The organism is Roseateles cavernae (assembly GCF_040187885.1).
In the GTDB taxonomy this organism is placed as follows: domain Bacteria; phylum Pseudomonadota; class Gammaproteobacteria; order Burkholderiales; family Burkholderiaceae_C; genus Roseateles_E; species Roseateles_E cavernae.
The window spans coordinates 1-11559 of record NZ_JBDPLH010000022.1; the positions used below are offsets into that span (position 1 = coordinate 1).

Sequence of the window (11559 nt, forward strand, 5' to 3'; positions counted from 1 at the left end):
GCTGCTGCGAATCGCGTTGATGTCGCTGATGTCGATGGCGCCGTTTTGATCGATGTCGCAACTCTGGTTGGCACTATTGATCGTCAGGTCATAGAGGATCGGGGATTCGTTGTTGTCGTTAGCAATCAGCCGGGTGCGAACCTGAAGATACCGGCCACTGCCTGTGAAGTTCGTGTTCTTGCTGATCGGCACATAGGGCTGCAGATCAAGCGACGCAGCCACATCGGCGCTGCGCGTGGCCACTTCAACCGACGCGCCGCTGGGCACCGTGTCTGTCCAGTTCACCTTGCCCCAGGGTGTCGCACTGGCTCCGCTGTCATAGACCACGGTCCATGTGCCCTGCTTGTTGTTGGTGGTGTTTTTGGTGGTCAGGCCGGAGCCGTCGGTGTAGACGTAGGGAAACGCGCCGGTAGGAAACACACCCAGTGAAGCCCCGTCCGTACCGCGGTACTTGGAGACGTTGTTGCTGCTGATGTTCATGACCCAGACATCGTTATTGCCATCGACCATGACGCCGTAGGAGTAGGACGCGCCGGGCTGAGGCCCCTTCTGCCAGAGCAGCGTGCCATCGGGTGCAAATTTGGCCACGCCGCTGGTGTCGGTTGATAGGATGTTCCCCGCGCCATCCACCGCAATGCCGGAGCCGGAATAGGACACTGTCGGCGGCCTGCTGAAGGTATTGGTCGCCGGGTCGAATGCAGTCCATGCATTGCCGCTCAGATTGGCCTGGTAGATCTTGCCATTGCCTTGTGCAATGCCGTAGTCAAAGCCGAAGGGATTCGGGAAATTGCTGGCCGCCCCGGTGTTGGTATCCACCCGACCCAAGCCGCCCGATCCCAGCGTCGCGCTCCACAGCACACCATTCTTGTCCACCGTACAGCCATAGGGATTCCAGCCACTGAGCTGCACATACTGCCCGCCCACACCACCAACGACGGCGGCTTGGCTGCCATCCGCCGGGTTGACCCGGAAGTAGCGCGCCTGGTCCCACATGCCGACCCAGAGCTTGCCATCGGGTGCGATGCAAAGGGCACGGCCGAAGGTGTTGCCCGCCGGACCGATGCGCTGGGCCCAGGCCACGCGCTCATCGCCAAGACCCGCGTTCGTATTGGCCGACATCGGCTTCATCTCGGCCGCCGTGATGACCCCGTTGTTGTTCAGGTCCGATGAGGTATCGATCACGCCATTGCTGTTGCGGTCCACGGCCGTGTCGACAAGAACCTTGATCAGCAGTGGTGGCTGGCCTGAGCTAGGTTCACGATTGAGCACATAGGCATTGCCGTCGACATCGATCGCTATGCGCGATGGATTGCCGCCTACCCCACTGCCCAAAGGCCCCGCATAAGTCTTGTAGCGCGCCACCTCCTTGTTGAGTTCGGTGTCGTACTTGGACACCGAATCCTCATCATGGTTGGCAATGAAGATGTACTTGGATCCAACACCCACCAGATTGAGCTGCAGCTGATTGCTGTTGGGTGCGGTGAAATTGACGTTCTCAAGAATCCCGAGTGAGAAGTCGGCGTCCAGGGTATAGGTCTTGCTCGCAGCGTTCGAACCCAGGGCGAGCATGGCGAGGCTGAGAAGACTGAGCTTGCAGAGGCAAGCAGGGCGTGTGAGAGCGCGATTGCGGGTTGTCATAAGACCTCCATCTGGCATGTCTTGCGGGTGGGGCTGGTTGTCGCCGGGTTGATGTCCTTACTTCATGCCTGCCAGTTGCACGCGTGGCCGGCTGCAGCACATGGCAATACCGGTGTCGTAGCTCTGGTCGGTCGACAACAGCCGGACCTGCCGGCCCTCGCTGTCCGCCGAGAAAATCTTGCCACCGCCGGCCAGGAACTTCACGAAGAAGATGCGTTGACCGTCCACCGACCAGCGAGCCAGCAGATGCTCGGCCCCGTCATCGGTGAGCCGCTTGAGTTCCTGTCCGCCGTCCAGCTTGATCGTGTAGATGTCTTGCCGTGAGGCCCCATCACGCATGGCCAGAGTAAGGAGCCGCGAACCATCGGGAGACCACTGAGGATCGTTGTAGCGTCCCTTGCCACTGGTCAGCGCTTGCTTGTCTGAACCGTCCGGCGACATAAGATGGATGTGGTTGCTGCGATTCTTGCTGACGGTATAGGCAAGGCGTTTGCCGTCAGGAGACCAGACCGGGCCCTGCTCGGCCGCAGTGGGAGGCTCTGCACTGAGCAGGCGAGAGGCCCCGGAGCTGAGGTCCAGCACCTTGATCTGGGGCATGCGGGGATGCTTCAACACGACATAGGCCAGCCGTTTTCCATCGGGAGAGAACGCCGGCCCAGCCTCTTCCTCCTCGGACTCGGTCAAGCGCTTGAGATCGCTGCCATCCGCTTTCATGATGTAGAGCTTCGCGCTCTTGTCCATGAAGGAGCGAAAGGCGATGAAGCGACCGTCGGGACTCCATACCGGCGAGCTGTTCAACACCTCACCCCGGGTCAGCCTGCGAACATCCCCGCTGACCAGGTCCGCGACATGGATCTCGACGCCTCGGCCGCGGCTCGCCGTGAACAGCACTTTGCTGCCGTCTGGCGACCAGCTCAGCTCACCAGCCTCCAAAGGCTCCTGCGTCAGCCGATGCGTCTGGGTGCCGTCCGGCCGCATGCGATACAGCTGAAACAAGCCTCCTGCACGGTTGGAAGTAAAAACGATGTCGTCCGGCCCTGCCTCGGCAGCAGCGGCCGCGAGTGGCAGGCCAGCCAACAAGACAAGGCTGCATGCAGCGGCCAGTCGAGGCAGAGTCCTCAGCTTCATCACTGTCTCCTTGCAAATCTTGAGGTACGGCCCGCCCAGAGAATCGGACCGGAGCGAGACGCTCAGGGACGCGCGTTCAGGACCGCCTTGGCCAGCGAACGGCCGGTGCTGTCCGTCACGGTCAGCGCGTACACACCGGTTGCGGCCGGCACCAAGCTGTAGCTGAGCGCGCCTTCAGGCGTCGCCACCGCGCTGAAACCGGCCTCTGCACCGCCCGGCCGTTTGACCAGGACTGTCAAAGCGGCGTTGGGGACAAAACCTTTGCCGGAGAAGACGGTGGCCTGCGAGACCCTCCCGACCGACGGCCCACTGAAGCTCGGGGCCGCCAGCGCTGCGCTCGAAACTGATAGCGCAGCACAAACAAGGAGCGAGTTGAGGGGTCTGCAAAACCGGCTCAATACGGGAGAAGCAGAATCCGACAGTTGCGGCATGGCGGGTCTCCGTGATGCTTGTCTCGGACCGGGTTGTATCCCCGGGGTTGCCGCCATTCTTGGTAACAAAGCGCGCCATGGCAATGCAAGCGGCCGCGCGAAAAGCATCCAAACGTCCCTCACTCAGGGGGCGAAAAACGCATGCCCCCTAGGTTGAATAGCAATTTGCGCACGTAAAGCTAATGCAAGTCAGTCTCACCCTGATTCCACGCCGGAAGCGGTAGAGAGCGCTCGTGAGATCAGGGCTTGCGCATGGCCCGTGACAGCATGATCACCGGAATCAGCCCGACCAGCACGATGGCCAGCGAGGGCAGCGCGGCCTCGCCCAAGCGTTCATCGCGCGCCAGCTGATAGGCGACAACGGCCAAGGTGTCGCTGTTGAAGGGGCGCAGCACCAGGGTGGCCGGCAATTCCTTCATCACGTCGACGAACACCAGCAGCGCTGCGGCCCAGGCCGAGCGCGCCAGCAAGGGTGCATGCAGTTCGAGAAACATCCGGGTGCGCGAGGCACCCAGCATGCGAGCGGTCTCGTCCACGGTCGGCGAGATGCGGGCATAGCCCGCCTCCAGCGACTGCAGGGCCACGCCGGAGAAGCGCACCAGATAGGCATACATCAGGCCGGCGATGGTGCCTGTCATCAGGCTGGTCAAGCCCAGCTGCGGCCAGCGTTCCTGCAACCAACCCAGCGGCAGTAGGATGCCGATCGCGATCACTGCGCCGGGCACGGCATAGCCCAGCGAGACGATGCGGGTCGAGACACCCAGCAGGGCCGAGCCCGAACCGCGCACCCGTCCCAGGTAGGCCAGCACCAGGGCCAGCAGCACCGCCAGCAAGGCGGCCAGACCGGACAGCTTCAAGCTGCTCAGGCTCCACTGCGCAAAGCGCGCCAGCGGCAGACCCAGTTCAGCATGCAAGGCCTCTTGCCACAGCAGTTGCAGGAGCACCAGCACCGGCACGACAAAGCCCAGCAGGATGGGCAGCGCGCACAGCAGCACCGCCGCCAGCGCAGCGCCGCCGTGCAGCGGCAAAGGGCGCGCCTCGGCCGCATGCAGCGCGCCACTGCGGCTGCTCGCAAAACGCAGCTTGGCCTGGGCGCGCCGCTCCAGCCACAGCAGGGCGCCGACCGCCAGCAGCAGCACCGAGGCCAGTTGCGCTGCGGCGGTCTTGTCATTCATCACCAGCCAGGCCTTGTAGACACCGGTGGTCAAGGTGGTCAGTCCGAAATAGGCCCCGACGCCGTAGTCGGCCAGCGTCTCCATCAGCGCCAGCGCGATGCCGGCGGCCAGCGCCGGACGGGCCAGCGGCAGCGCGACCTCGCGCACCCGGCGCGTGGTGCCGGCGCCCAGCATGCGCGCCGCTTCCATCAAGGCCACGCCCCGCTCGCTCAGCGCGGTGCGGGTCAGCAGGTAGACATAGGGGTAGAGACACAGCACGAACAGGCCCACCGCACCGGGCAGGCTGCGCACATCGGGCCAGAGCGCACCCTGCGCGCCGGTCAGCGCGCGCAGCCAGGTCTGCAAAGCGCCGCTGTACTGCAGGGCATCGGTGTAGGCGTAGGCGGCCACATAAGCCGGCATCGCCATCGGCAGCAGCAGACCCCACTCGAAGAAGCGTCGGCCCGGAAAGTCAAACAGGCTGACCGCCGCCGCCGTGGCGCCACCGATCAGCGCCACACCGATGGCCACGCAGACCGACAGCAGCAAGGAGGCCCAGGCGTACTCGGGCAGCACGGTCTGCAACTGGTGCTGCAGGATGGCCAGGGCCTGCGCATCCAGCGCCAGCCAGGAACCCAGGATGCCCAGCACGGGCACGGCCAACAAAAGGCAGACAACAGTGATCAGGCGCAGCATGCGGTGGTTGGCGCGGACGCCAACGCGTGGCAGGCCAGCTCTTGATATCGGTCAAACGAGAACGATGCGCATTCGAATGCGCATTCCAGCCCGGTATCATAGGTCCATGTTTCTTGCACTTGATCAGGTCGGCCTGCGCTATCCCGGCGCCGCCGGCGGGCCCGCCGGCAGGGCGGCGGTGGACGGCGTCTCCTTCGGCCTGGCACGCGGCCAGATCGGCGTGCTGATCGGCCCTTCGGGCTGCGGGAAGACCTCGCTGCTGCGCAGCATTGCCGGCCTGGAGCGGCTGCACAGCGGCCGCATCCTGATCGACGGCGAAGCACTGGCCGATGCCTCCACGGGACTGCACCTGGCCCCCGAGGCGCGCCGTATCGGCATGGTGTTTCAGGACTACGCCCTGTTCCCGCATCTCTCGGTGGCCGACAACATCGGCTTCGGCCTGCGCCATCTGGCCCGCGAGCCGCGCCAGCAGCGCATCGCCGAGGTGCTGGACCTGGTCGGCCTGGCCCATGCGGCCAAGCGAGCACCGCACCAGCTCTCCGGCGGCCAGCAGCAGCGTGTCGCGCTGGCGCGGGCGCTGGCCCCATCGCCGCGCCTGCTGCTGCTCGACGAGCCCTTCTCCAGCCTCGACGTCGATCTGCGCGAGCATCTGTCTCAGGAGCTGCGCGGCATCCTGCGCGCCAGCGGCACCACGGCGCTGTTCGTCACCCACGACCAGGGCGAGGCCTTCGCAATCGGCGATGTCGTCGGCGTGATGCAGCATGGCCGGCTGGAGCAATGGGACGAGTCCTACAGCGTCTATCACCGCCCGGCTACCCGTTTCGTTGCCGATTTCATCGGCCATGGCGTGTTTGTTTCCGGTCGCATCGTCCAGGGCAGCACCGACCCGGTGGTGCAGACTGCGCTGGGCGACCTCAGCGATGCCGGCGAATGCGCGCTGCCCTCGGCCTACCCGGGCGGCGAATGCGAGGTGCTGCTGCGCGCCGATGACATCGTGCATGACGACGACGCGCCGGTGAAGGCCCGGATCGAGCGCAAGATCTTTCGCGGCGCCGAGTTCCTCTACACGCTGCGCCTGTCCAGTGGCGAGCAGTTGGTCGCCCATGTGCCCTCACATCACAACCACCAGGTCGGCGAGTGGATAGGCATACGCGCCCACGTCGACCATGTCGTGACTTTCGGCAGACCCAGCCCTGTGGCCGCAGAGTAGGCCCGAGCAAACTTGTGTAAAGCGGCGGTATTTAGACGCAAAGAACGCTTGAATGCGCCGAAATAGCCCAGCAAATGGGGGCCTCTACCGAGGCTTGCTGTCAAGCAGCGCCCTATACTCGCTGCAAGGTCTTCGCTTCTGGCTTAGCCTGTGGCGCAAGCTCTGAATGGCTGTATTTCACCGATAGGACACACCGCATCATGGGTGCCAAACTTAAAGTAGCAGGCTGGGTCGCGTTGGGCGCCCTGGCGGGCGGAATGACCACGATGCAGTTGCAGGCCAACGCCCGCAGCAGCCTGTCGCCACTCCCGCTGGAAGAGTTGCAGCAGCTCGCGGCGGTGTTCGGCATGGTCAAGAGCGACTATGTCGAGCCGGTCGATGAGAAGAAGCTCATCAATGACGCGATTGCCGGCATGGTCTCCGGACTCGACCCGCACTCGCAGTTCTTCGACAAGAAGAGCTTCAAGGAATTCCGCGAGGGCACCAGTGGTCGCTTCGTCGGCGTCGGCATCGAGATCGGCATGGAAGACGGTCTGGTCAAGATCGTCTCGCCGATCGAAGGCTCGCCCGCCTTCCGCGCCGGTCTGAAGAGCGGCGACCTGATCAGCCGCATCGACGACACGCCGGTCAAGGGTCTCGGGCTCGACCAGGCCGTCAAGCGCATGCGCGGCGAACCCAATACCAAGGTGCAGCTGATGATTTTCCGCAAGGCGGAGAGTCGCAGCTTCCCGGTCACGATCACCCGCGAGGAAATCCGTGTGCAAAGCGTGCGCGGCAAGGTTGTCGAGCCCGGCTATGCCTGGCTGCGCGTCAGCCAGTTCCAGGACCGCACGGTCGACGACTTCGTCAAGAAGCTCGACGAGATCCTCAAGCAGGAGCCCAATCTGAAGGGCCTGGTGCTTGATCTGCGCAACGATCCCGGCGGCCTGCTGGAAGCCTCGGTGGCGATCTCGGCCGCCTTCCTGCCCAAGGGCGTGGATGTCGTCTCCACCAATGGCCAGATCGCCGACTCCAAGGCCAACTTCAAGGCCGATCCCGACTACTACCAGCGCCGCGGCGGTACCGACCCGCTGAAGAAGCTGCCGGCCTCGCTGAAGAGCGTGCCGCTGGTGGTGCTGGTCAACGAAGGTTCGGCCTCGGCCAGCGAGATCGTCGCCGGCGCACTGCAAGACCACAAGCGTGCCGTCGTGATGGGCGCCCAGACCTTCGGCAAGGGCTCGGTGCAGACGGTGCGCCAGCTGAGCCCCGAAACCGCCCTGAAGATCACCACCGCGCGCTACTACACGCCCAGCGGCCGCTCGATCCAGGCCAAGGGCATCGTGCCCGATGTGCTGCTGGACGAAACCGCCGAAGGCAATGTGTTCGCCGCGCTGCGCATGCGCGAGGCCGATCTTGAGAAGCATCTGAACAACGGCCCCGAGGAGAAGGACGAGGCGCGCGAGAAGGCCCGCGAGGAAGCACGCCAGAAACTCGAGGCCGAGTTCGCCAAGAAGAACGAGCCGCCCAAGCCCCTGCCCGAGTTCGGCTCGGCCGAGGACTTCCCGCTGGCCCAGGCCTTGAACCAGCTCAAGGGCAAGCCGGTGGCCGTCTCGAAGACCGCGACCGAACGCAAGGCCGAGGCCAAGATCGACTGAGCCCGACCCACAGCGCATGAAACGGCCCGCTTCTGGCGGGCCGTTTGCATGGTCGGCGCTATGCTTGGCGCATGAACGACGAACAGCTGTTGCGCTACTCGCGCCATATCCTGCTGGACGAGATCGGCATCGAGGGCCAGCAAGCCCTGCTGCAAAGCCATGCGCTGATCATCGGGGCCGGCGGCCTGGGCTCGCCGGCGGCGCTCTACCTGGGCACGGCCGGCATCGGCCGGATCACCCTGGTCGACCACGACACGGTGGACCTGACCAATCTGCAGCGCCAGATCGCGCACAGCCTGGCGCGTGTCGGCACACCCAAGGTCGAGTCGGCCGCCGCTGCGATCGCGGCGCTGAATCCCGAGGTGCAGGTCCGCACCGTGGCCCAGCGCGCCGATGCGGCCCTGCTCGACGAACTGGTGGCCAGCGCCGATGTGGTGCTGGACTGCAGCGACAACTTCGCCACCCGCCAGGCCGTCAACCGCGCCTGCGTCGCGCACCGCCGGCCGCTGGTCTCGGGTGCGGCGCTGGGCTTCGATGCCCAGATCAGCGTCTACGACAGCCGCAACCCCAACGCCCCCTGCTACGCCTGCCTCTTTCCGCCCGACGCCAGCTTCGAGGAGCAGCGCTGCGCCACGATGGGCGTGTTCGCGCCACTGGTGGGCATCATCGGCAGCCTGCAGGCGGCCGAAGCCTTGAAGCTGGTGCTGAAGCTGCCCGGCCTGACCGGGCGCCTGCAGATGCTGGAGGCTCGGAGCATGGATTGGAGCGAAATACTTGTGCACAAAGACCCGGCATGCCCGGTGTGCAGCACTATAAATCGTGATATCACCGAATAAATACCAGTTTTACTAGAAAAGTACGCAAGAAAATTCTCCGCAGCCTGACCTATGCTGCGCCCCGGGCGGCCCGACCGCCCTCCTCCAGACTGCCCGTCGGGCAGCTTTCCAGATGAACAAGCGCAACCAGCTCACCGCCCGCAATTTCCCCAGCGCCAAGGAAGAGGCCAAAGCCCTGGCTCAGTCGCCGCCGCCGGGCGACTATGACGGCCCGCAAAGCGCCTACCGTCTGGCCTTCACCGACACCGACTTCCTGCTGCGCGAGGACATGCGGCCGATCCGCATGCAGCTCGAGCTGCTCAAGCCCGAGCTGGTGCAAAACGAGCTGGGCATCAAGGCCACCATCGTGATGTTCGGCAGCGCCCGCATCCCCTCGGACGAGACCGCACGCGCGGCGCTGGCCCAGGCCAAGCTGGGCGGCGACGAGGCCGCGATCAAGCGTGCCGAAGTGCAGCTCAGCATGAGCCGCTACTACGAGGAGGCACGCCGTTTTGCCCATATCGTCACCAAGGCCTCGATGGAGCGGGCCAACCCGATCTATGTGGTGACCGGCGGCGGCCCCGGCATCATGGAGGCCGGCAACCGCGGCGCCTACGAGGCCGGCGGCAAGAGCATAGGCCTGAACATCGTGCTGCCGCACGAGCAGCGCCCCAACCCCTACATCACGCCCGAGCTCTGCTTCCAGTTCCACTACTTCGCGCTGCGCAAGATGCATTTCCTGATGCGCTCGGTGGCCCTGGTCTGCTTCCCAGGCGGCTTCGGCACGCTCGACGAGCTGTTCGAGACCATGACCTTGATACAGACCGGCAAATGCCGGCGCCGCCCCATCCTGATGTTCGGCCGCGAGTTCTGGACCCGGCTGATCAACTTCGAGCTGCTGATCGAGACCGGCATGATCAGCCCCGGCGATGAGCAGCTGTTCCATTTTGTCGAGAGCGCCGAAGAAGCCTGGGAGTTGCTGGCGCGCGAGTACGAACTGAGCCAGGCCGGCAGCACCTGATATCGCGAATCACTGAAAGAAAGACACCATGACCACACTCAGAGCCGTCTCCCTGATTGGCGCCCCCACCGATATCGGCGCCGGCGCGCGCGGCGCCAGCATGGGGCCCGAGGCCTTGCGCGTGGCCGGTCTGGGCGCGACCTTGGAGAGCCATGGCGTCGAGGTGCTGGATCGCGGCAATCTGCTGGGACCGGCCAATCCCTGGCTGCCGCCGGTGGACGGCTACCGCCACCTGAGCGAGGTCGTCGCCTGGAACCGCTCGGTCCACGAGGCCGTGCATGCCGAGCTGAAGCTGGGCCGCATGCCCATCCTGCTGGGCGGTGATCATTGCCTGGGCCTGGGCTCGATCAGCGCGGTGGCCCGCCATTGCCGCGAGACCGGCAAGAAGCTGCGCGTGCTGTGGCTCGATGCCCATGCCGACTTCAACACCAGCGCGCTGACGCCCAGCGGCAATATCCATGGCATGCCGGTGGCCTGCCTGTGCGGCTTCGGCCCGCAGGCCCTGATCGAAATCGGTGGCCAGGTCCCGGCCATCAACCCGAAGTGGGTCCGCCAGATCGGCATCCGCAGCGTCGATGCCGGCGAGAAGCGCTTTGTCCACGAGCAGGAGCTCGAGGTCTTCGACATGCGCTATATCGACGAGATGGGCATGCGCCACACGATGGAGCTGGCCCTGGCCACGCTGGATGCCAACACCCACCTGCATGTCAGCTTCGATGTGGACTTCCTGGATCCCGAGATCGCACCGGGCGTCGGCACCACGGTGCCCGGTGGCCCGACCTACCGGGAAGCCCAGCTGTGCATGGAGATGATTGCCGACACCGGCCGCATGGGCTCGCTCGATGTGATGGAGCTGAACCCGGCCCTGGATGTGCGCAACAAGACCGCCGAGCTGGCGGTGGACCTGATCGAGTCCCTTTTTGGCAAGAGCACCTTGATGAGGAAATGAGCCCGCGCTAGGGCTCCAGTACCGCGAGCAGCGCCACCAGCCCCGCATCCAGCGCGCGCAGCTCGGCGGCCTTCAGCGGCGCCAGGATGGCGTGCTCATTCTCCACATGAGCGGCCACCGCGCGGTCGATCAGGGCCAGGCCTTCGGGCGTCAGCTGCACCAAGAGGCTGCGCGCGTCGGCCGGATTGGGCAGGCGCTGCACCAGGCCCGCCGCTTCGAGCCGCTGCATGCGATGGGTCATCGTGCCGGAGCTGACCATCAGCTGCTGGAACAGCGCCGTCGGCGCCAAACAGAAGGGCGCGCCGGCGCGCCTGAGCGTGGCCAGCACATCGAACTCCCAGGCACTCATGCCGAAGCTGGCGAACACCTGATCCAGGCGCTGCTGCAGCAAGGCAGAGCAGCGCTTGACCCGTCCGATCGTGCCCATCGGCGCCACGTCCAGATCGGGCCGCTCACGCCGCCACTGCTGCAGGATGCGGTCCACCGCATCGGCTGGTTTGGCGAGGCTCACTGCGGGCTCCACTTGTCTCGATGTCGAGATTATCCCCGGGAACTCGGGAGCTTCAAGGCACGCGCAGCATATCGCGCTCGTTCACCCTCACCTGCCGGACATCGCCGCCTTCCGGTGCATAGGTCAGCGTCAGCGTCTTGCGTCGACCGGGCGCCGGGTCGCTGCCGGCCAGGCTGTTGTCCACCCGGAGTTCCAGGCGGTTGCGCCGGACCAGCTCGCGCAGACGGTCGCTGACATCCACGGTATTGCCGCCATAGCCATAGCGGGCACTGATGATGCGCAGCCGCGCGCCGCCGGCCTGGGGCTCATCGCCATCGTCGCGGCCACCGCCCCAGCCGCCCGACCAGCCGCCGTGGCCCCAGTCGCCGCGCC

General features: G+C 65.3%; 11 protein-coding genes. 5 read left to right on the forward strand and 6 right to left on the reverse strand.

Annotation, left to right across the window (positions count from 1 at the left end):
- The 4 genes from ABGI63_RS25340 to ABGI63_RS25355 all read right to left on the reverse strand — a co-directional run.
- The coding region (locus ABGI63_RS25340) for an NHL repeat-containing protein (RefSeq protein ID WP_349745298.1) at positions 1-1638 on the reverse strand (1638 nt) is incomplete at its 3' end.
- A gap of 57 nt (positions 1639-1695) precedes the next feature.
- Positions 1696-2766 carry a DPP IV N-terminal domain-containing protein gene (locus tag ABGI63_RS25345; RefSeq protein WP_349745299.1) on the reverse strand — a complete coding sequence of 357 codons (1071 nt, stop codon included), beginning with the start codon at positions 2764-2766 and terminating at the stop codon, positions 1696-1698.
- 62 nt (positions 2767-2828) lie between these two features.
- Positions 2829-3197 (reverse strand): hypothetical protein, encoded by a 369-nt coding sequence (locus ABGI63_RS25350; protein ID WP_349745300.1) that lies wholly within the window; start codon positions 3195-3197, stop codon positions 2829-2831.
- A 239-nt stretch (positions 3198-3436) separates the two neighbouring features.
- Entirely contained in the window at positions 3437-5047 is a 1611-nt protein-coding gene (locus ABGI63_RS25355; protein ID WP_349745301.1) for an ABC transporter permease, read from the reverse strand.
- A gap of 106 nt (positions 5048-5153) precedes the next feature.
- Here ABGI63_RS25355 and ABGI63_RS25360 point away from each other — a divergent pair, with 106 nt between their 5' ends.
- The 5 genes from ABGI63_RS25360 to rocF all read left to right on the forward strand — a co-directional run bounded on the left by ABGI63_RS25360 (position 5154) and on the right by rocF (position 10676).
- Complete coding sequence (locus tag ABGI63_RS25360; RefSeq protein ID WP_349745302.1) at positions 5154-6257, forward strand: ABC transporter ATP-binding protein; 1104 nt, start codon at positions 5154-5156, stop codon at positions 6255-6257.
- 200 nt (positions 6258-6457) lie between these two features.
- Positions 6458-7891 (forward strand): S41 family peptidase, encoded by a 1434-nt coding sequence (locus ABGI63_RS25365; RefSeq protein ID WP_349745303.1) that lies wholly within the window; start codon positions 6458-6460, stop codon positions 7889-7891.
- 71 nt (positions 7892-7962) lie between these two features.
- Positions 7963-8727, forward strand: a complete 765-nt coding sequence (locus ABGI63_RS25370; protein ID WP_349745304.1) for a HesA/MoeB/ThiF family protein — start codon at positions 7963-7965, stop codon at positions 8725-8727.
- Between the two features lie 112 nt (positions 8728-8839).
- Positions 8840-9727 carry an LOG family protein gene (locus ABGI63_RS25375; protein WP_349745305.1) on the forward strand — a complete coding sequence of 296 codons (888 nt, stop codon included), beginning with the start codon at positions 8840-8842 and terminating at the stop codon, positions 9725-9727.
- Between the two features lie 28 nt (positions 9728-9755).
- Positions 9756-10676 (forward strand): arginase, encoded by a 921-nt coding sequence (rocF, locus tag ABGI63_RS25380; protein ID WP_349745306.1) that lies wholly within the window; start codon positions 9756-9758, stop codon positions 10674-10676.
- 7 nt (positions 10677-10683) lie between these two features.
- Here the strand turns inward: rocF and ABGI63_RS25385 are convergent, their stop codons facing one another.
- Complete coding sequence (locus ABGI63_RS25385; RefSeq protein WP_349745307.1) at positions 10684-11187, reverse strand: MarR family winged helix-turn-helix transcriptional regulator; 504 nt, start codon at positions 11185-11187, stop codon at positions 10684-10686.
- Between the two features lie 52 nt (positions 11188-11239).
- On the reverse strand, positions 11240-11559 hold a 320-nt coding region (locus ABGI63_RS25390; protein WP_349745308.1), incomplete at its 5' end, for a hypothetical protein.

What these genes read in the sequence shown, in the direction of transcription:
- ABGI63_RS25345 (WP_349745299.1), bottom strand. Translation starts at nt 2,766, where the DNA reads ATGAAGCTGAGGACTCTGCCTCGACTGGCCGCTGCATGCAGCCTTGTC.
- ABGI63_RS25350 (WP_349745300.1), bottom strand. Translation starts at nt 3,197, where the DNA reads ATGCCGCAACTGTCGGATTCTGCTTCTCCCGTATTGAGCCGGTTTTGC.
- ABGI63_RS25355 (WP_349745301.1), bottom strand. Translation starts at nt 5,047, where the DNA reads ATGCTGCGCCTGATCACTGTTGTCTGCCTTTTGTTGGCCGTGCCCGTG.
- ABGI63_RS25360 (WP_349745302.1), top strand. Translation starts at nt 5,154, where the DNA reads ATGTTTCTTGCACTTGATCAGGTCGGCCTGCGCTATCCCGGCGCCGCC.
- ABGI63_RS25365 (WP_349745303.1), top strand. Translation starts at nt 6,458, where the DNA reads ATGGGTGCCAAACTTAAAGTAGCAGGCTGGGTCGCGTTGGGCGCCCTG.
- ABGI63_RS25370 (WP_349745304.1), top strand. Translation starts at nt 7,963, where the DNA reads ATGAACGACGAACAGCTGTTGCGCTACTCGCGCCATATCCTGCTGGAC.
- ABGI63_RS25375 (WP_349745305.1), top strand. Translation starts at nt 8,840, where the DNA reads ATGAACAAGCGCAACCAGCTCACCGCCCGCAATTTCCCCAGCGCCAAG.
- rocF (WP_349745306.1), top strand. Translation starts at nt 9,756, where the DNA reads ATGACCACACTCAGAGCCGTCTCCCTGATTGGCGCCCCCACCGATATC.